Here is a 17,780-nt window from a genome sequence, read left to right as displayed (position 1 = left end):
ATGAAGACGCGTGCGGGCATGGGGCGCGGTGTTTCGGTTGGTCTCATCCTCGCGATGAGGCGCTCCTACACTCCGCCTCATGCCTGATCCTGCATCGATCGAACTTCCCCGCGTCGAACTCTTCACCGACGGCGCCTGCAGCGGCAATCCCGGGCCCGGGGGCTGGGCGTACATCCTCCGCCATCCCGCCAGCGGGACCGAGCGCGAAGCCAGCGGCGGCGAAAAGGCCACGACCAACAACCGCATGGAACTCATTGCCGCGATCGAGGGCCTGCGCGCGATCAAGAAGCCCAGCGTCGTCGATCTCTACTCCGACAGCCAGTACGTCATCAACGGGCTCAAGGAGTGGGTCGCCGGCTGGAAGCGCCAGGGCTGGACGCGCGGCAGGAAGCGCGAGCCTGTGCAGAACGTGGACCTCTGGAAGACGCTCGACGACCTGCGCAACGCCCACACCGTGCGCCTGCACTGGGTGCGCGGCCACAGTGAACATCCCGAGAACGAACGCTGCGACCAGCTCGCCGTCGCCGCGATCGAGCAGTTCAGGTAGCGGTGGCCCCAACGGCGCCGCGCTGGCCTCACCGCGCGGGCCGTGCTCAGTTTGCGGCTTGGGTGCCTTCTTGCGGCAATGATGCATTCCACACCTCGTCGCGGACGCGAGCGCGGACGAGTTCAAGAATGGTCTTTTTCCGACCTCCGAAGGGCGCTCGCGACTCGCGGCTTCCGCTGAGCAGTGAGCGTTTCGCGCTGGACGCCAGCAGCAGGTTGTAGCGCGTGACTTCCATGCGCCGCACGTGGCGCCACTCGATCCGCCGCGTGCTGAAGGGAAACCTGGCCGTCAGACCCTGCTCGTCGATGGTGAACGCGCTGGGCAGGAAGAAGCGGTTGAGTGAAATGAAGAGCACGGCGATGCTCACGACCGCCCATATCGCGCTGTCGAACGCCAGCCCCAGCGCCGCTGCGAATGCGATGATGACGATGCCGGCGATGACGGCGGCGCCCGGCCGGCGCGCTGCGGGATGGTCGCGCCAGGTCAGCAGCACGAGTGGGCTCGCGTCGCCTGGCGTCATGGAAGGCTCTTGGCCGTGCCGTTGAGCACCTCGTCAAAAAACGCCACGCCCTCTTCGAGCGTGCGGATCAGTTCCGGTCCGAGCCAGCCATGCGCCTTGCCGATGAGCAGTTCGACGCGGCCGGTGACGCCGGCCTTCGAGAGGGCGTCGGCCATGCTCGTCGCCTGTGTCCACGGCACGAGGTTGTCTTTCGTTCCCTGAAAGAGCATCATGGGCGCATCGCCACGGTTCACGTGCGCGATGGGCGAGGCAAGCTGATACGCGCCCGGTTTGTCTTCGATTGAGCCACCGATGAAGTCGCTCACGAGGCGCACGCTCTCCGCGGGGTATTCGGCGAGCAGATCCGTCGGTCCGAAGAACGCGACGACGGCCTGGACTTTGCTCGACTGCCCGGCCCAGCCGCCGTCGCCCTCCATGCCCGCGTCCGCGTCGAGGGTGCCGAGCATCATGGCCAGATGAGCGCCGGCTGAGAAGCCGATGGCGCCGATGCGCTCCGCGTCGATGCCGTATTGCTCGGCATGGGCCCGCAGAAAGCGAACAGCACACTTGGCGTCTTCAACCTGTGCCGGGAAAGTGAACTGAGGGCAGAAGCGATAACTGATCGTGGCGGCGACGTAACCCCTCGCCGCCAATTCGCGCGCCAACTCGTCGTGCATGGCACGGTTGCCAGCGCGCCACGCCCCGCCGTGGATGATCACGACGCACGGATGGATCACCTCCGGCGAGTCGGGAGGCTGGGCGAGGTTGAGTTGGAGTTCCACATCGCCGGCCCGGCCGTAGACAACGTCGGACGTCCAGAGCGTATTGGTCGGATCGGGCCGAGCCGGGGCGCTGAGAGCGGGGGGTCCACTCTGAAATCCCGCGGCGACGCCGGTCGGTGAAGCGGCAGCGAGGGTCGACGCGGCGAATACGAGTGCGGCGGTCGTGGCGGCAAAGGGCATGCGGGTTCCTCCGTTGGTGGCTCCTGCCCAGGCTGGTGCAGATGATACGGATCCTGCGCGCCGACGGACAGAAGTTCTCGGAACCGCGTGGCTCGCCGATACGTATTTATCGGTGGCTTTCGACACACGCAGCGCCGGCCGCGACGGCCTCGGCGAGTGGAAGCCGCATCAACTCCGCTTTCTCTCCTTCCGACTTCGATCGTGTTGTTTCAATGCGGTCGATGTCGTTTTTTTGGGCGGCGCTTCGGCTCACGTGCTGCGCTTGCGCCGCGGGCCTTTATGACCCGCCTTGCCCCGACGCGGGGTGGCGCGCGGGGCGGGTGCAGCTCGCACGGGCCGGGCGGCCTCCTGCGCAGCCCGCGCGGCGTGGTGCGCCACCTCAGCCAGTTTCTGATGCAGCAACTCGCTCTCGGGCAGCGTCATCACCTTCTCGACGAGATCCTCCACCTGCCGGTGCACAGCTCTGCCGGGATCGAACGTCTCAAGCGCCGATTCGGTCAGTGCATCCAGCGCCTGCAGGCACCAGCGGGGGGTGAACGTCTTGACGGGCTTCATCTTGGCGCGAATCGTCGTCGGGCCGACCACCGCCACGGGCAGCAGGCCCAGTTGCGTTTTCGGCTCACAGGCCAGTGCGATGACCGGCACGCCGTGTTCAAGCGCGGCCTCGTTGATTCTTCGGGCATCGGCCGCCACGCAGGGCGCGCATATGACGTAGCAACCCGCCTCCAGCGGCTTCTCACCCGTCGGCGGATCCTTCTCAAAGACGAAGAGGCGATCGGCGTCGATGGCCATAAGCCGGCGCTGCCGTCGCGCTTCCTGCAGCGGCATGGCGATGCGCGCCACCTGTTCCCACTGCTGGCGGGCAAAAGCCGACTGGAGCGCCTCGGCGGCGATTCGTTCGCACTGAAAGTAGTCGCCCGACGCGAGGGCCGCCGACGCCTGCTCCATCATCGCGTCCGCTCCCCGCGCCTGCCTCGTCCCCGGGCTCATGCTCGATCTCCCGCGTCCTGCATCGCCTCCACCCGTTGCGACAGGACCTGCACCAGCGTCTGCCAGTGATCGACGACGGGCCCCATCTCGTAGCCGATCGTGTCGGAGACGCGCGACCAGTCTTCTCCGGCGAGGGCATCGCGGATGTCGGTGAGCCGGTCGGCCAACGAAGTCAGCGCCGCGTCCACCTCGGTGGCCTGCGTGCGCAGCTTCTCGATGTCGAGCCGGATGAGCGTGCACCCGTAATCGACGCCCTGGCGCACGCTGTTCCACAGGGCCAGCGCATCTTTGAGTTCGCCCAGGGCCTCAGCCATCTGGCTTGCCTGGAACTTCTCCGCGATCGACTGATGCGCCCCGCGCAACTGGTTGAGGGCGTCGGCGACGCACTCGAGCGTGTCGGCGACGAGATTGAGCGCCGTGGTGCTCGTGCAGCGAAGCACCTCGCCTGACGGGTTGTCCGACTGGACGGCCTGCAGGTCCGGCGCGCTCAGCCGGCGATCATCAAGAAAAACGTCGGTGATGATCCGCTCCTGCGCTTCGCATGCGATTCGCACCGCGGCGAGGGCCTCGGCCGCCCCGCCGGCGATGGCTGGAAGTTCGTGATCGTCGAGGATGATTCGCATGGGGACATCATCGGCACCTCGGCGGGGCTTCGCAAGTGGCAACGTCCGTAAATCAGGCGATTGTCACACCGCCAGGGGATTAATGCTCGGGCATCGTCTCCAGCGTCATCGCGATCCTGCCGTCAGCAACCCGCAGTTCGCGAATGCGCACCCGCCGGCCATCGCTCAATCCGGCGACGGGATCGACGGCCTGGCCGTTCAGCGCCGCCTCGAGTTCCGGCAGCGAGCGGGTCACCGTCGAGAGTGACCCTGCAGCGAGCGCCAGCGGCACCGGAAGCCGGCCGGCGACGAGGCGCAGGTCGTTCAGGGCGAGAAGGCCATCTTCGCCGAGCACGGGGCGGCACTCGATGCTGTAAACCTGCCCGGCATTCCCCGAGCCGTACCGCCCTCCGAGGCGAACAAGATTGTCTTCGATGCTGACGTTGACCTCGCTGACCTGGTGAGCCCAGGACAAATTGCGGTTAGCCGCCCAAAGCGGAAGGCGCGTCGCGAACCACGCATTGATCCAGTCAGCATCCAGTTCCATGGTCCAGGTGCGCGACTCGACCGGCCGGACCTTGTGGAACGCCGTGACCACCTGGTTCTCGAGGTATTCGCCGCGGCTGATATTTTCGGTCAGTTGCGGCTGGGAGGGATTCCACCAAGCGGGCCTGGCACTCAGCAGCCGCCAGACGATGAAAACCACCGCCAGTACCAGCACGGCTGCGGCGCCAAGAGACCAGAACACGGCCCGGCGAGCGACAGAGCGGGGCTGGCTCATGCGCCTTGGAACCGCTTGACCACGAGCGTGTCGTTCTGCCCGCCGAAGCCAAAACTGTTGGACAGCGCCACGTCTACCTGCGCCTGGCGCGACCGGTTGGGCACGTAATCGAGATCGCACGCGGGGTCGGGCGTCTGCAGGTTCATGGTGGGAGGGAGCCAGCCGGTGCGAATGGCCTGCACGCAGGTGATGAGTTCCACGGCTCCAGCCGCCGCGATGAGGTGGCCCATCATCGACTTGATGGAACTGACCGGGATCTGCGGCGCCAGTTCGCCGAACACGCCCTTGACGGCGAGCGACTCGATGGAGTCGTTCTCCTGGGTGCCGGTGCCGTGTGCAGAGATGTAGTGAATGGGCGGCCGGCCGTCCGGCAGGCGCTCGTGTGGGTCGATGCCGGCGTCAACGAGCGCCTCGCGCATGGCCGCCTGTGCGCCGAGTCCTTCGGGCTGGATATCGGTGATGCGAAAGGCGTCCGCCGACGAGCCGAAGCCGATGAGTTCCGCCAGAACGTTGGCGCCGCGGTTGAGGGCGTGCTCGAGGGTCTCGATGATGATGACTCCCGAGCCTTCGCCCATGACAAATCCATCGCGCGTGAGATCAAAGGGTCGCGAGGCCGTCTGGGGCGAGTCGCGTCGGGTGCTCAGCGCGGTGAGTCGGTTGAAGCCGGTGACGCCCAGTGGATGGAGCATGGTGTGCGTGCCACCGGCAACCATCACATCCGCGTCGCCGCGCCGGATGATTTCCATGCCTTCGCCCACCGCCTGGGTCGAGGCCGCGCACGCGGTGAGGCAGTTGTACGCCGGGCCGCGCACGCCGAGTTCCTGCGAGACGTGCAGCAGGGGGAAGTTCGCCTCCTGCTCGACCTCTTCATGCATCACGATGTGCTCTCTGGCCGCCGCGATCCATGCCGCAGGATCGACTTCGGCGCCGCCGCCGGCCCTCCAGCCGGCCAGATTCGAGGCCACCGACTTTTCAAAGGCGGGCGGCCCTTCGCCGGCCCCGAAGTAGATGCCGACGCGCTTGCGATTCAGAGCGCTGTAGCGGTCCAGCCCCGACTCGCGCCACGCCTGCACCGCCGCACCCAGAGCATACTGCGAGTTCAGCCGCGCGTGCTTGTGCAACTCCGGATCGCGCAGGTAGGCGCGGTAGTCGAAGTCGCGCACTTGCGCTGCAAAGTTCGTAGGGTAGGTTGCGGCGTCGAAACGGGTGATGCGGTCCACGCCTGACTCGCCTCTGATCAGCCGTGACCACACCTCGCCGATGGAGTGCCCAAGCGGCGTGACCCAGCCCATACCCGTGATGACGACTCGTGTCTTAGCCATGGCGTTCACTTACCGCTTGTGCCGCTTGAGGACCACGGCCGTGTTCTGCCCGCCAAAACCGCTGCCGCACACGAGCACATGCTCGAGGCGCGCATCGCGCTGCCTGGTCGGCCCGGCGTCGAGCCCGTCCATCACCTCATGCGGCGCGATCCGCGCCGGCAGGGTCTGGTTGCTCACGCACAGCGCGCCCACTGCTACGTCCAGAGCCGAGGTCGCCGCGGCGCACAGGCCGATGTTGGGCTTCGTGGTGACCAGAGGGATCTTCGGGAGATTGAGGCCGAACACCGTGCGCAGCGCCGCCGCCTCGGCCGCGTCGTAGTCGCCCTGGCCGCAGCCAAGGGGCACAATCGCGTCGATGGCATCTGCCTTCACGCGCGCATCGCCCAGCGACTGTTCAATCGCGATCGCCAGCCCGTCGCCGCTTGCGTCAGGCTTGGGCGGGCACTGGCTCATATCCGCCGACTGCGTGGCGCCGAAGCCGACGATCTCGGCGTAGACGCGCGCGCCACGGCGCTGAGCTGTTTCGATCGACTCGACCATCAGGATGGCAGCGCCTTCGCCAGGGAGCGAGCCGATGGCGTCCTTGCCGAAGGGGCGCACGACGCCGGTCGGATCCATATTCGGCGTGGTGTCGGCGATCATGCTGGTGTAGTGCTGCCTGAGCAGGCCGAGCATGTTGATCTTGCTCTCCGCTCCGCCCGAGAAGCACACATCCGCGTCGCCGCGCTCGATGACGCGACGCGACTCGCCGATGCTCAGCGCCCCCGACGCCTCGCCGCAGGTGATGGTGTTGCTGGGCCCGCGACAGTCGTGGATGATCGTCACGTGGCACGCCAGCATGTTCGGCAGGTACTTGAGCAGCCAGAGGGGAGTGAGTTCGTTCATCCCGGCGCTGCCCCAGCGCTTCATGTCAAAGGCGCCGCTCTCGTCGCAGCCCCTGGCAAACGCCGTGGTCAGTTCATTGATCTCCGCCACGATCAGACCCGAGCCGATCTGGCATCCCACGCGGCTGGGGGCAAAGGTCGGCTCGCCGCCGTCGGTGATGCCCTTGGTGATCATCTTCGCGTCGGCGATCGCCTTGGCCGCCCCAATCACCGCCAGTTCGACATCCCGGCACATGACCTTGATGGCCTTGCGGTAGTTCTTGGGTACGAAGTCTCGGACCGTCACGGCCGCATCCACCTCGGCCGCGAAGTTCACCGGAAACGCCGTGGCGTCGAACTGCCGAATCGGCCCGATCGCCGACCGACCGGCCAGCAACCCCTCCCAGAGCGCCTCGCCGCCGATTCCAAGGCCCGTAACGACCCCAAGACCCGTGATTCCAACCGCACGCGACATGAGCCAAGGATAGCGCGGTTCGTCGTGATTGGGACTCCGTCAGGAGCGATCGCGATCGGCGGGAAGACAGGCCTGTACAATGACTGGCCAGCGTCCAAACGCGGCGCTCCGCCATTCGCGCCGGAGTCCGTCGAGGCGAAGGTGAAGGGGAAGGGGCGCACGCCGAGTGCGGAGATGAGAATGAACGCGGATCGCGAACCTGCCGCCGATGATCTCCTTCCCGAGCGACATCCGTTGATTGATGCTGCCATGTTCTTCGATGCAAATGCGGTTGATGCCTTGCTCGCCGCCGGCGCGGATCCACACGTTACCGACGAGCGTGGCGTTACAGCCCTGCATGCCGCGGCCTGGATGGGCGATGGTAACGGCGATGAAGAGTGCGAACTAACGCGACGGATCATCGAGTCGCTTCTGCGAGCCGGAGCTGATCCGAACGCTCGTCAAGCGCACGGGTACACGCCGCTGCACTACGCGGTAGAAGGCGATGCGCCCAACGTAACTGCCGTCCATGCCTTGCTCAGATCGGGCGCAAATCCAAATGCGCAGGATGCGGACGGCTCGACTCCGTTGCACGGCGCGGTTGAACAGGCGGCCCGCGCGTGTGTCGATGCGCTGCTCGCCGCAGGCGCGGATTGGTCGATCTGCAACTCCGACGGCGAGTCACCCGCTGATCTGGCGCGGGTTTCCGTGACAACGTGGGAAGAAACTGTGAGACGGGGTCCGATGGACCTTAGTGACTACGGCATTTCGACCGTAGACAACCCTCTGCTGAGCGACGAAGCCATCCGGGGCGCTTTCGCACGATGCCTCGACGATGCGCGAGCGATCCTCGAACGCGCCGCAAGCGACTCGGAACTCGGAAGACGACCCTAGCGACAAGAGATTGAAACTATCATGCTCGGCTGCCGCCGCCGGAGCCGCAGTCGAACACGACGCGTACCGCATGCAAGCCATCGGCGAAGATCGGTCCGTACAATGACCATCCGGAGTCAAGGCGCGGTGGAGGTCGTGACGAAGCAAAGGGGAAGCAGCGGTGTTCTGGCGTAGGCGTCGCACACTCTATCTTGTCAAGGCCGACGACGAGTTGGTGTCCGGGTGCCACTGCAGAATTGCTCCCATTGCCTTCCCCGCACAGGCGGACTGCCCGTGGTGCGGCTGTGGGTGGCTATTCACGTGCCTGCGTTGCGGCCGCGCGTTTACATTTGCTCGGGCAGTCCTGATGAAGGAGTCGCTTGAAGAACTCGCCGCTCGCGAGGTGCCTCGAACCCGAAAGGTCCTCTCAATGCAAGGTGAGCTTCGTGAAGAGGCCGTCATTCCGACGGTTCAAGACTGGATCGCGGCGATGCAGCCGCTGATTGGAAACATCGAGTTGGGTAAGAGGTATGTCTATTTCGATGGGCATGCAATTCCCGTCGATGCAGGTGGGATTCGAGTGAACGGCATTCACAGGTCACATGATCTGGACTACATTCCGCAGATGCGGGCGTTGGCAGATCCGTCTGCGGAGGCGCTGCTGCACGACATCGACTACTGGACCGAGCAGGACGACTGAGTTACTTGGCCGAGTGAGTGAGCACTCTGGCGCACCGCACACCGCCGTTGTCCCGCGCGTCATCCCTCTACCATCTCCCATGAACCCCGATGAAGAAGTCTGTCTCTGCTACCACGTCACCCAGCGCAAGATCGTTGCGTATCTCAAGCGCGAAAACCCGCCCGTGGCATCGCTCATTAGCGAGTGCCTCGGCGCCGGCACCGGCTGCGGCTGGTGCATTCCCTATCTCAAGCGTCTCTATGCGATGCACGAAGCCGGCCTCGAGCCCGACCTGCTCATCTCACCCGAGCAGTACGCGAAGCAGCGGCTTGATTACCACGCGACTGGGCAGCGGCCGATTGGTGATGAAGACCCTGTCACGGACTGAGCCACGGCTCCACCTTCCAGAACCACAGCACGCGGCTGACCGAGCCCATCTTCTGCGCGCTGACGCCGTCGAGCAGCACGATGAATGCGATCCACATCGCGACCATGAGCCATCTTCGCCAGCCGGTGCAGCGCCACAGCACGAGTGAGAGCACGGGGCCCAGCGCAATGAGCGCGAGGAACGCCATGGCCAGACCTGGCCGGCGGTTCATCCACATCGCCTCGAGCAGCCCGCCTCGCAGCGGCGCTCCACCCGGATCGGCTGCGAAGATCGCCAGGCAGATCGCCTGCAGCCCGAACAGCATGGCGAGCATCATTGAACCGAGGCGCTGCCGGGCAGCGCGCGCAGCGTGTTTGCGACGTCGTGCACTCATGAACATGACTCAGAAACCATCGGCACGATTCGCCGGCGTCCGGCTGCGAGATCCTGCGCAGACCGGCAACGCGTTCGGCGCACCCCGATCAACGAAACCCTGATGATGGATCGGTCCGTTGCTTCATCGCAACACACCGATAATCCATCGCTTCGTTCACAACGTAAGCACGGTAACATTGGTGTTTGTATACACGCAAATCTCACCCGCGATCTTGAGGCTCTCCTCCGCCACGGCCTTGGCGGGCATCGAGGTGTGCGTGAGCAGGGCTCGGGCCGCGGCCTGCGCATAGGAGCCGCCGCTACCGATGGCGATGATGCCGTCGGAAGGTTCGATCACATCACCCTGGCCGGAGATCATCAGGGATTGCTTCGCGTCGGCGACGGCGAGCAGGCTCTCGAGCCGGCGCATGACACGGTCGGTGCGCCACTGCTTGGCGAGTTCGATCGCGGCCTTCATGAGGTTCTGCGGCGAGGCCTTCAGGTGGGCCTCAAATCGATCGAGCAGCGCAAACGCATCCGCCGCCGAGCCGGCGAAGCCGACGAGCACGCCGCGACTGCCGGCGCCGAGGCCGTCGAGCTTGCGAACTTTGACTGCGTTGGCCTTGGCGACCGTCTGGCCGAGCGTGACCTGACCGTCGCCGGCGATGGCGACCTGTTCATCGCGGCGCACGCACACGATGGTGGTGGCATGAAACAGGCCGCGCTGGACTTCGACGTTGCCGTGCATGGTGGTTCCTCGTCAGAGCACGAAGCGGCTCAGGTCCTCATCGGCCACGATCGACTCGAGTTGCTCGCGCACCATGGCGGCGGAAATGCGGATCTGCGTCTCGCCTCGTGCCGGCATGTCGGGCGCGTCGAAACTGATGTTCTCGAACAGGCGCTCGACGATGGTCATCAGCCGCCGGGCCCCGATGTTCTCCATCGTGGAGTTGGCGCGGGCGGCGATGTCGGCCATCGTGTCGATGGCGTCGTCATCGATCTCGATGGTCAGCCCCTCGGTCTCGAGCAGCGCCTTCTGCTGCTTGAGCAGCGAGTGGTCCGGCTCGCGCAGGATGCGCACGAAGTCATCGCGCGTCAGGCCGGCCAGTTCGACGCGGATCGGAAACCGCCCCTGCAACTCGGGCATGAGATCGCTCACCGTCGCCGAGTGAAACGCGCCGGCGGCGATGAAGAGGATGTGGTCCGTCTGCACCATGCCGTGCCGCGTGGCGACGCTCGAACCCTCCACGATCGGCAGCAGGTCGCGCTGCACGCCCTGGCGCGAGACGTCGGCGCTGCCGGTCGTGCCCTTGGAGCCGGCGGCGATCTTGTCGATCTCGTCGAGAAAGATGATGCCCGACTGCTCGGTGCGCGCGATCGCTTCGCTGATCATCAGGTCGCGGTCGATGAGTTTGTCCGTTTCCTCTTCGAGCAGAATGCGCCGCGCTTCGGTGACGCTCACCTTGCGCATCTTGTGCCGGGCAGGCATGAGCTGCTCGAGCATGCTCGACACGCCGGGATCGAGTTGATCCGGCCCCATGCCGCCGATGAGCGGCACCGACGCCGACTCGCGCACAGAGAGTTCGATCTCGCGATCGTCAAAGACTCCCTGGCGCAGACGCTCGAGCATGCGGTCGCGCGTGGTGCGGCTGGTTTCCTCGCCGCCCAGTTCGGATTCTTCAGCGCGGATGTATCCGCCCGCCGAGGGCTCGCGCCCGAGCAGGATCGACACGAGCCGCTGCTCGACCGCCTCCTGCGCCTTGACTTTGACTATCTCCGCCTGCTCGTTGCGCACCATTTTGATCGCCAGGTCGAGCAGGTCGCGGATCATCGAATCGACATCCCGGCCGTGGTAGCCGACTTCGGTGAACTTCGTCGCCTCGATTTTTATGAATGGCGCGTCGACGAGCCGGGCCAGTCGCCGGGCGATTTCCGTCTTGCCCACGCCGGTGGGGCCGACCATGATGATGTTGCGCGGCGAGACTTCGCGGGCAAGATCGCCCTGCAGCCGTTGCCGCCGCCAGCGGTTGCGCACCGCAATGGCCACGGCCCGCTTGGCATCCCTCTGGCCGATGATGTACTTGTCGAGTTCCGCGACGATCTGTCGCGGCGTGAGTTCACGTGGCGTCATGGAAATGGATCGTAGGCGCCAGGCGGCGGCGCTCCGGATGAGTCTGATTGCCGCTACGATTGCCGGCCATGGCTCAGAGCAGTGTGGACCATTTCTACCGCTCGCGAGGGCAGATCGGCGCCGATCTCATCGACGACGATCGCCGGTGCATCCAGTGCGGCTACGCGCTGCGCGGCATGCGCTTCGGCGGCGCGTGTCCCGAGTGCGGCCGGCGCATTCTCCGAGCACGCGGCGACGGGCTCAACGAAGCTCCGCCCGACGTGCTCAGGTCCCTGCGGCTGGCGCTGACGCTGGGTCTGCTCGCCTGGGCCGCCGGCATGGCGGTGTGGATGTGGTGCTACTACGGCCTGCTCATGAAGCAGGGGCTGATCCTGGCCGGCTGCCTGCTCGTGACGGCTGCGGCGGCGGTGGTGCTGCTCACGGGCGCCTGGAACCGCATCCAGGAGCCGCCGCTGCAGATGCACCGATCGCTCACGGCGATGCTGCGCCTGGTCATGGCGCTCTCGGCCTTCGGGCTCATTCTGGTTGCGCTCGTGCTCAATCCGTGGAAGCCGAGCAACTCGCCGGCGCTGATCCTGCCGGTCGTCTCGATCACCGCGTTTGCATGGGTCGGCATGCAGGCGCTGTCGTGCCTGCTGCTGGCGCGTCTCGCCGATGAGGGCGCGGAAAGCCGGCTCGCCGACCGGTTTCGCAACCTCTCGTGGGCGCTGGGGCTGTGCATCGCGTTCATCAGCCCATACGTCGCGATTCTCCAGACGATTCAGTGTCGCGCCGGCGCCGTGCCGCTGTGCTGCATGGGAGGCTACATCATCATCATCATCGGCTTCGCGTTTGCGCAGGTGTACTACGCGGTCTCGATGCTGCGGCTGCTGAGCCTCGTGCGCTGGGCAATCAGGTATCGCCACCGCTTTGAAGGAAAGACGGCCGAGATGATCGAGCGCATCGAGGCCGCCCGCCAGGCTGGCGGCCGGGAGAGCACCGCGCTCGTGCGCGAGTAGTTCGGGCAGGAATGAGAGAGCAGCCGCGTTGAACCAGGAGCAGGGCATGCCAGCAGATCAGAAAGCGCCACTGCGCGTCGGGGTCGTCGGAGTCGGCCGCATGGGCCGGCACCACGCCCGCATCTACAGCCAGATGCCCGAGGTGCGCCTCGTCGGCGTGGTCGATGCGGACGCGAACCGGTGCACCGCCATCGCCAGTGAGTATGGCGCGGCGGCGTTTGGTGACACGGGCGAACTCATCGCCGCCGGGGTCGATGCCGTAACCGTCGCCGTACCGACGCAGTATCATCTTCGCGTCGCCGAGCCGCTGCTCCGCGCCGGCGTGGCGTGCCTGATTGAAAAGCCGCTGGCGCCGGATGTCGATCAAGCCAGGCGACTGGCGGATCTGGCCGACGCGACCGGCACGATCCTGCAGGTCGGGCACATCGAGCGTTACAACCCCGCCGTTCGCGCTCTGGCCAGTCAGGACAATCTCGTGCCGCGATTCATCGAAGTGCACCGCGTAAGCCCGATGACCTTTCGCAGCGTGGACGTCGGAGTGGTGCTCGACATCATGATTCATGACTTGGACGTGCTGCTCATGCTCACCGGCTGCGAGCCGCATCGCGTGCAGGCCAGCGCCGTGGCCGTGCTGGGCGCGGCCGAGGACGTGTGCAACGCGCGGCTTGAGTTCCCCATCGGCTGCGTGGCCAACGTCACGGCGAGCCGGCTGGCGCTCAAGACCGAGCGCAAGATCCGCATCGTCGCCGACGACGCCTACGTGAGCATCGACTTTGCGCGCAAGAACGGGCTGATGATCCGGCACACAGCCAACGCCGAGCAGTTGGCGCGGGTGCGGGCCCAGCTCGCCGCCGGCCGCGATCTCTCCGATCTCGATTACACCGACCTCGTCAACATCGAGCCGCTCGAAGTGGATGATGCCGATCAGTTGCAGATGCAGCTGCGCGACTTCACGGCCGTCGTGCGCCAGGGTGGCCGGCCGCGAGTCGATGTGCACGCCGGCTTCGCCGCGGTGCGCACGGCCGAGCGCATCGTCGCCGCCGCCCGCGAGTTTGCAGCAAGCATTCCGCGGCCGTGACGTGAACTTGTCACCCAAACCCGTCCAGCCACCAGGTCACGGCGAATGAGATGAGCAGCAGCAGTGCAGCGGTGAGTTGGATCCACCGCATATGCCGGTCGATTGGTAAGGCGTCGCAGCGCTTGCCGATGAGCGAGCGGAGGTAGTCGCGCCTCCACTGGATCGAGCCGTGGCGCCAGCTGCGGCGCTGCAGCGGGATGTGATTAAGTTCAGCCACGATGAGCAGCGCTTCGCTCATCGCGCCGGCCGCCTCGGCAGTGATCGGCGCTTCGCCGCCGCCGGATCGCGTCAGGCCGCTGAGATGCTGCACCGCGAAGGCGTCGGCCTGGCGCTCGAAGCGCCGGCTCGTCCAGCCGAACGCGCCCAGCGCCATGACAATCGTCGCAACCAGTCCCAGCGGCTCAAGCCACTGCGCCGGTCGGCGGCCGCCCAACACGCGGACAACGGTGAGCGATTCGCCCCGGGGCAGATCAGAAGCGGGCTGCAGCGCCGGCTGCGCGGCGACCGGCTCGGGCGGCGCATCGAGCCACGGCTCGATGCCGCGCATGGCCAGCGTGGTGAGCAGCGCCGTCGTCGTCAGAATGGCGATGAGGCAGATCGCCAGCCAGGGAAGATGGTGCCGCCGCGCATGGCCGACTTCATGCGCCATCACCGCTTCGACCTGTCTCGTGGTCATGGTGTCGAGCAGCGCATCGGTCAGCAGGATGTAGCGCAGGCGGCCAAGGATGCCCATCACCGCGCCGTTGATCATCCCGCCGTGCGTGTTCCACACGAGCAGGCCGCGCACACCGACGCCGTGCGCGGCGCACAGATGCTCAAGCCGGCTGCGGAGATCGCCGGGCGCAAGCGGCGTGGTGTCCCAGATGCGCGTCATCAACGTCGGCGCGAAGAGGAAGATGGCGCCGGTGCCCACCGCGATGAGCCCGCCGGGCATCCAGGAAGGCTGCTGTCCCTGCATGCGAAAGTAGAACTCGACCGCTTCAGCCCAGCCCATGATGAGCATCGCCGGCAGCAACACCAGCCCGAAGTGCAGCCGCGCCTGGGACAGCACATATTGCCCGCGCGTCCAGATGGGGTAGATCGGTCGGCCGGTATCGAGGCAGCGGATGAGCGCCGCCTCGCGCAGGCGGCGGTTGATCGGGTAATAACTCCACCACGCGCCCAGGATGGCCAGCACCGGCGGGAGCACGGCCAGCGCTTCGTCGAGCGCGATCCAGTCGCCGATGATTCCTCGACTGGCGCCGACCACGTCGAGCACGATGACGTTGAATGCGTGCGCTGCGGCGGCCAACCACGTGCACGCCGCCAGCAACCGATCCGCCAGCAGCACGGCTCGCCATGAGCCGCGCCGCTCCATCGCGCGTCGGCAGAGGCGAAAGGCAATCCAGGCGGCGCCGACAATCGCCGCCGGGCCCGCCAGGCTCCACAGCACGCGCTGCTGGTCAGTGAGCTCGGGCTTCCAGGGCGACCACCCGGCGGCATCCTGCGACAGATACACCAGCGCGACGATCAGGAGCGTGATGACCTGCACGTGACACGAACCTCCGGTGAATCATTGACGCGCCAGCGCCATCTGCGCTGCGGCTAATCCTGATTCATCCGCGCCAGCAGTTCCTCGGCCGCGGTCGTCAGCCACCGCACCTTGCGGTCCACGATCTGAAGGAATTCGAGCCCGCCCCAGCGGCCGAAGCGGCCCGTCTGGGCGATGACCGGAAACGCTTCGGCGATGAGCGCCTCGGACATGAGCGAACACAGCGCCTGCATTTCAGCAACGCTCAGCATGAACGCAGGCTCGAACGAGTCGTAGCCGCTCAGAAACGAGATGAGGATCGATTCGTTCAGGCCGTCCGGATGGCTGAACGGGTCGTCGGAGGTGATCTTCATCGAAAACTGCAGCGCGCCGTTGGCGACGTCGGCGATGCGCGGCTCGAGGCGCACCGTGTCGAAATCGAATACTCCCGCGACGTTGCCATCCTCGGCAAAGAGCAGATTGCCCGGATGCCAGTCGCCGTGCACGACGAACCTGGGCCACTGCGCAAAGCCCATCACGTCGGTCTTGCGGACGAGTTGCTCGTACGTCGCCAGCAGCGTCTTGACGATCTCGCCGGCCGCCTTTCGCGACGCCTCGTCGTTGGTGACGATTCGGATCGCACGCGGGATGTGCTCGGCAATGGTCGCGATGTCCGCGCGACGGTGGAATGACTTGGAGGACATGAGCGCCGGCACATCCATACCCGTCAGAGCCGAGTGGAACCACGCCAGAGTCCGGCCGGCCTCGCGGGCTTGCTCGGCGCCTCGATCGAACGAACTGCCCCGGATGAGCCGCGTCAGTTCGTAGATCCGCTCATTGCCCTGGTAGAGTGAACGGTTGCCTTCGCGCGTGCCGATGATGGCGGCAACGGGAAAGCCTGCTTCTTCGAGGCGCAGTTGAACTTCATGGGCGAACGCGACCTGTTCGACCGTGGCGAGTTGCTCGGAGCGCTCCTTGAGCACGAAGTCGCCGCGCTTGGCGCGGATGACCCACTTGCGCGATCGGCGCGAGCCGACGATCGCTTCCACAATCGTCTGGATCGGACCGACGTCGTACTGGCTGCACGCGATGGCGAGCGCAGCGTCATTGCGGACGTCCTGGTTAGTGCCTTCTGCCATGTTGCCTCGACCTACTCTACGTTCTGTACCTGCTCCTTGATGCGATCGATCGCTCCTTTTACCTCCACGATATCGCGGCTGATCTGCGAATCGTTGGACTTACTGGCGATCGTGTTCGCTTCGCGGAGCAGTTCCTGTGCAAGGAAATCGAGCGTGCGGCCGATGGGCTCGCAGTCTTTCGAGTCAATGAGGTCGCGAAACTGGCTCAGGTGCGCGTTGAGCCGGGTAATCTCTTCGGCGATGTCGCTGCGTTCGGCGTAGATCGCCACTTCTCGCACGAGATCGGTCTCGTTCACGTGCACCGACGCGTCCTTGAGCATCGATTCGATCCGCTGCCGCAGGCGCTGGTGGTATTCCTCGACCACCAGGGGCGTGCGGCGGGCAATGCCCTCGAGACGCTCCACGATGGCGCCGTGGTGCCGGTGGAGGTCCTGATGAAGCATGGCGCCTTCGCGGTCGCGCATTTCGATGAGTCGGTCGCACGCCCGCTCGATCAGGTCGTGGATGATCGGCCGGGCGGTGTCGACGCGCGATTCGAAATCGTCGGGCGGCTGGAGCACTCCGGGCAACTGGATGAGCGCCGCCACGTCGATGGGCACGGGATGGCCGACTTCGTGAGGCAGTCGGCCGAGGTATTCGATGTAGGACTGCAGCGCTTCGGTATTGATTCGGTAGGCGGCGCGGGCGGTCGGGTCCGAAATCCGCACTTTCAGCGTGATCGACCCGCGCACGAGCCGGCGGCGCAGCCGGCTATCGATCTCCGCCTCCATCCCCTCGAGTTCTTCCGGCAGTCGAATGGCCGCCTTGTAGAACTTGTTGTTGATCGAGCGCAATTCGACGGCGTAGTGGACGGACTGCACTTCCGTTGCCGCTTCGCCGAAACCGGTCATCGATCGGATCACGTGGCGGAAACCCCCCGACTCAGTTGCCGTCATCCTCGGCCGGTTGGCCGGCGGGATTGCCGCCGGGCTCGGCTCCAGTGGGTGGTGCTTCTTCGCTGGTTCCGTCTTCACCTTCCGCAGGCTGCGCCTCCGCCGCCGGGAGGGTGATGTTGATCGCCTCCGTAGCCGTCGATGGACCTTCGGTGTTGCGAGCCGAGACGCGGTAGAAGTAGGTCGATTCCGGCTCGAGGTTCTGGTCGGTGAACGTGATCGCTTCCGCATCCACATTGCCGATTTCGGTCCAGCCGGTCAGACCGTCCTCCGACCGCTCGATGAAGAACCCGGTCTCGTTCTTGGAGTTGTCCTTCCAGGTGAGGCGAGCCTCGGTCGGCGAGATGATGGTGACGGCCAGATTGCTCGGCGGGTCGGGCGGGGCCGGAGTGGACGCGCCAAACTGAGCCTGGTTCAGCCAGACCATGCCCATGGAGGTCAGAAGGAAGAGCACAAACATCGCGACGGTCGCGAACGTGAGCATGTCGCCAGTCTTGGCGCCGAAGGCCGACTGGCTACTGGCGCCGCCCACGCCACCAAACGCCCCCGCGAGCCCGCCGCCCTGCGGCCGCTGGACGAGAATGACCAGAATCAGCGCCACGGCGACGATGATGAACAGCAGTGACAGAATAACGGAAAGCACAGCCATGATCGAAAACCACCTCTGGTAGAGACACG

Annotated in this window: 20 protein-coding genes; 6 read left to right on the top strand and 14 right to left on the bottom strand. The window is 65.8% G+C overall.

Annotation, left to right across the window (positions count from 1 at the left end; all coding sequences use genetic code 11):
* Nucleotides 1-79: 79 nt before the first annotated feature.
* The gene (gene rnhA / locus IT430_01325) at nt 80-547 is read left to right on the top strand and encodes a ribonuclease HI (GenBank protein MCC6906558.1); all 468 of its coding nucleotides are present in this window, start codon (nt 80-82) and stop codon (nt 545-547) included.
* Nucleotides 548-593: 46 nt separating this feature from the next.
* Here rnhA and IT430_01320 read toward each other — a convergent pair whose 3' ends face one another.
* The 7 genes from IT430_01320 to IT430_01290 form a co-directional block, all read right to left on the bottom strand.
* Entirely contained in the window at nt 594-1,067 is a 474-nt protein-coding gene (locus tag IT430_01320; protein MCC6906557.1) for a PH domain-containing protein, read from the bottom strand.
* A complete protein-coding gene (locus tag IT430_01315; GenBank protein MCC6906556.1) occupies nt 1,064-2,008 on the bottom strand; it encodes an alpha/beta hydrolase in 945 nt (314 codons plus the stop codon). Before IT430_01315 ends, IT430_01320 begins: the two co-directional genes overlap by 4 nt.
* Before the next feature lie 249 nt (nt 2,009-2,257).
* The gene (locus IT430_01310; protein MCC6906555.1) at nt 2,258-2,998 is read right to left on the bottom strand and encodes a hypothetical protein; all 741 of its coding nucleotides are present in this window, start codon (nt 2,996-2,998) and stop codon (nt 2,258-2,260) included.
* Nucleotides 2,995-3,621, bottom strand: coding sequence for a hypothetical protein (locus IT430_01305; protein MCC6906554.1), 627 nt, complete (start codon nt 3,619-3,621; stop codon nt 2,995-2,997). The genes IT430_01310 and IT430_01305 overlap by 4 nt, the downstream gene beginning before the upstream one ends.
* A 79-nt stretch (nt 3,622-3,700) precedes the next feature.
* Nucleotides 3,701-4,381, bottom strand: coding sequence for a hypothetical protein (locus tag IT430_01300; protein MCC6906553.1), 681 nt, complete (start codon nt 4,379-4,381; stop codon nt 3,701-3,703).
* Nucleotides 4,378-5,703, bottom strand: coding sequence for a beta-ketoacyl-[acyl-carrier-protein] synthase family protein (locus IT430_01295; GenBank protein ID MCC6906552.1), 1,326 nt, complete (start codon nt 5,701-5,703; stop codon nt 4,378-4,380). Before IT430_01295 ends, IT430_01300 begins: the two co-directional genes overlap by 4 nt.
* Nucleotides 5,704-5,712: 9 nt before the next feature.
* Nucleotides 5,713-7,041, bottom strand: coding sequence for a hypothetical protein (locus IT430_01290; protein MCC6906551.1), 1,329 nt, complete (start codon nt 7,039-7,041; stop codon nt 5,713-5,715).
* A 180-nt stretch (nt 7,042-7,221) separates the two neighbouring features.
* On the opposite strand from IT430_01290, the gene IT430_01285 reads away from it, so the two are divergent.
* The 3 genes from IT430_01285 (at nt 7,222) to IT430_01275 (ending at nt 8,960) form a co-directional block, all read left to right on the top strand.
* Nucleotides 7,222-7,914, top strand: coding sequence for an ankyrin repeat domain-containing protein (locus IT430_01285; GenBank protein MCC6906550.1), 693 nt, complete (start codon nt 7,222-7,224; stop codon nt 7,912-7,914).
* A gap of 346 nt (nt 7,915-8,260) precedes the next feature.
* Nucleotides 8,261-8,593 (top strand): hypothetical protein, encoded by a 333-nt coding sequence (locus IT430_01280; GenBank protein MCC6906549.1) that lies wholly within the window; start codon nt 8,261-8,263, stop codon nt 8,591-8,593.
* A gap of 79 nt (nt 8,594-8,672) precedes the next feature.
* Nucleotides 8,673-8,960, top strand: coding sequence for a (2Fe-2S)-binding protein (locus IT430_01275; protein ID MCC6906548.1), 288 nt, complete (start codon nt 8,673-8,675; stop codon nt 8,958-8,960).
* Here IT430_01275 and IT430_01270 read toward each other — a convergent pair.
* The 3 genes from IT430_01270 to hslU form a co-directional block, all read right to left on the bottom strand.
* Nucleotides 8,950-9,333 (bottom strand): hypothetical protein, encoded by a 384-nt coding sequence (locus IT430_01270; GenBank protein MCC6906547.1) that lies wholly within the window; start codon nt 9,331-9,333, stop codon nt 8,950-8,952. The genes IT430_01275 and IT430_01270 overlap by 11 nt on opposite strands.
* Before the next feature lie 156 nt (nt 9,334-9,489).
* Nucleotides 9,490-10,062: an ATP-dependent protease subunit HslV gene (gene hslV / locus IT430_01265; GenBank protein MCC6906546.1), complete on the bottom strand. Its 573-nt coding sequence runs from the start codon at nt 10,060-10,062 to the stop codon at nt 9,490-9,492.
* A gap of 12 nt (nt 10,063-10,074) precedes the next feature.
* Complete coding sequence (gene hslU, locus IT430_01260) at nt 10,075-11,445, bottom strand: ATP-dependent protease ATPase subunit HslU (protein MCC6906545.1); 1,371 nt, start codon at nt 11,443-11,445, stop codon at nt 10,075-10,077.
* Between the two features lie 68 nt (nt 11,446-11,513).
* Here hslU and IT430_01255 point away from each other — a divergent pair, with 68 nt between their 5' ends.
* Both IT430_01255 and IT430_01250 read left to right on the top strand, forming a co-directional pair.
* Nucleotides 11,514-12,443, top strand: a complete 930-nt coding sequence (locus tag IT430_01255; protein ID MCC6906544.1) for a hypothetical protein — start codon at nt 11,514-11,516, stop codon at nt 12,441-12,443.
* A gap of 46 nt (nt 12,444-12,489) precedes the next feature.
* Nucleotides 12,490-13,521 (top strand): Gfo/Idh/MocA family oxidoreductase, encoded by a 1,032-nt coding sequence (locus IT430_01250; GenBank protein MCC6906543.1) that lies wholly within the window; start codon nt 12,490-12,492, stop codon nt 13,519-13,521.
* Nucleotides 13,522-13,531: 10 nt separating this feature from the next.
* Here IT430_01250 and IT430_01245 read toward each other — a convergent pair whose 3' ends face one another.
* Genes IT430_01245 through secG form a run of 4 tightly spaced genes read right to left on the bottom strand, consistent with a single transcriptional unit; the run spans nt 13,532 to nt 17,751 of the window.
* Nucleotides 13,532-15,052 (bottom strand): M48 family metalloprotease, encoded by a 1,521-nt coding sequence (locus IT430_01245; GenBank protein ID MCC6906542.1) that lies wholly within the window; start codon nt 15,050-15,052, stop codon nt 13,532-13,534.
* 53 nt (nt 15,053-15,105) lie between these two features.
* Nucleotides 15,106-16,170 (bottom strand): phosphotransferase, encoded by a 1,065-nt coding sequence (locus IT430_01240; GenBank protein ID MCC6906541.1) that lies wholly within the window; start codon nt 16,168-16,170, stop codon nt 15,106-15,108.
* Nucleotides 16,171-16,181: 11 nt separating this feature from the next.
* On the bottom strand, nt 16,182-17,060 hold the full coding sequence (locus tag IT430_01235) for a YicC family protein (protein MCC6906540.1): 879 nt from the start codon (nt 17,058-17,060) through the stop codon (nt 16,182-16,184).
* A gap of 31 nt (nt 17,061-17,091) precedes the next feature.
* Nucleotides 17,092-17,751, bottom strand: coding sequence for a preprotein translocase subunit SecG (secG, locus tag IT430_01230; GenBank protein ID MCC6906539.1), 660 nt, complete (start codon nt 17,749-17,751; stop codon nt 17,092-17,094).
* Nucleotides 17,752-17,780: the final 29 nt, after the last annotated feature.

The sequence above is a fragment of the Phycisphaerales bacterium genome, from assembly GCA_020852515.1.
Classification (GTDB): Bacteria; Planctomycetota; Phycisphaerae; order Phycisphaerales; family UBA5793; genus UBA5793.
Note: the sequence above shows the minus strand (reverse complement) of the source record. Positions and strands in the feature narration are given on the sequence as shown.

Bases quoted from the DNA above. Each gene is read 5' to 3' on its own strand.
- rnhA (MCC6906558.1), top strand. From the start codon at position 80: ATGCCTGATCCTGCATCGATCGAACTTCCCCGCGTCGAACTCTTCACC.
- IT430_01320 (MCC6906557.1), bottom strand. From the start codon at position 1,067: ATGACGCCAGGCGACGCGAGCCCACTCGTGCTGCTGACCTGGCGCGAC.
- IT430_01315 (MCC6906556.1), bottom strand. From the start codon at position 2,008: ATGCCCTTTGCCGCCACGACCGCCGCACTCGTATTCGCCGCGTCGACC.
- IT430_01310 (MCC6906555.1), bottom strand. From the start codon at position 2,998: ATGAGCCCGGGGACGAGGCAGGCGCGGGGAGCGGACGCGATGATGGAG.
- IT430_01305 (MCC6906554.1), bottom strand. From the start codon at position 3,621: ATGCGAATCATCCTCGACGATCACGAACTTCCAGCCATCGCCGGCGGG.
- IT430_01300 (MCC6906553.1), bottom strand. From the start codon at position 4,381: ATGAGCCAGCCCCGCTCTGTCGCTCGCCGGGCCGTGTTCTGGTCTCTT.
- IT430_01295 (MCC6906552.1), bottom strand. From the start codon at position 5,703: ATGGCTAAGACACGAGTCGTCATCACGGGTATGGGCTGGGTCACGCCG.
- IT430_01290 (MCC6906551.1), bottom strand. From the start codon at position 7,041: ATGTCGCGTGCGGTTGGAATCACGGGTCTTGGGGTCGTTACGGGCCTT.
- IT430_01285 (MCC6906550.1), top strand. From the start codon at position 7,222: ATGAACGCGGATCGCGAACCTGCCGCCGATGATCTCCTTCCCGAGCGA.
- IT430_01280 (MCC6906549.1), top strand. From the start codon at position 8,261: ATGAAGGAGTCGCTTGAAGAACTCGCCGCTCGCGAGGTGCCTCGAACC.
- IT430_01275 (MCC6906548.1), top strand. From the start codon at position 8,673: ATGAACCCCGATGAAGAAGTCTGTCTCTGCTACCACGTCACCCAGCGC.
- IT430_01270 (MCC6906547.1), bottom strand. From the start codon at position 9,333: ATGAGTGCACGACGTCGCAAACACGCTGCGCGCGCTGCCCGGCAGCGC.
- hslV (MCC6906546.1), bottom strand. From the start codon at position 10,062: ATGCACGGCAACGTCGAAGTCCAGCGCGGCCTGTTTCATGCCACCACC.
- hslU (MCC6906545.1), bottom strand. From the start codon at position 11,445: ATGACGCCACGTGAACTCACGCCGCGACAGATCGTCGCGGAACTCGAC.
- IT430_01255 (MCC6906544.1), top strand. From the start codon at position 11,514: ATGGCTCAGAGCAGTGTGGACCATTTCTACCGCTCGCGAGGGCAGATC.
- IT430_01250 (MCC6906543.1), top strand. From the start codon at position 12,490: ATGCCAGCAGATCAGAAAGCGCCACTGCGCGTCGGGGTCGTCGGAGTC.
- IT430_01240 (MCC6906541.1), bottom strand. From the start codon at position 16,170: ATGGCAGAAGGCACTAACCAGGACGTCCGCAATGACGCTGCGCTCGCC.
- IT430_01235 (MCC6906540.1), bottom strand. From the start codon at position 17,060: ATGACCGGTTTCGGCGAAGCGGCAACGGAAGTGCAGTCCGTCCACTAC.
- secG (MCC6906539.1), bottom strand. From the start codon at position 17,751: ATGGCTGTGCTTTCCGTTATTCTGTCACTGCTGTTCATCATCGTCGCC.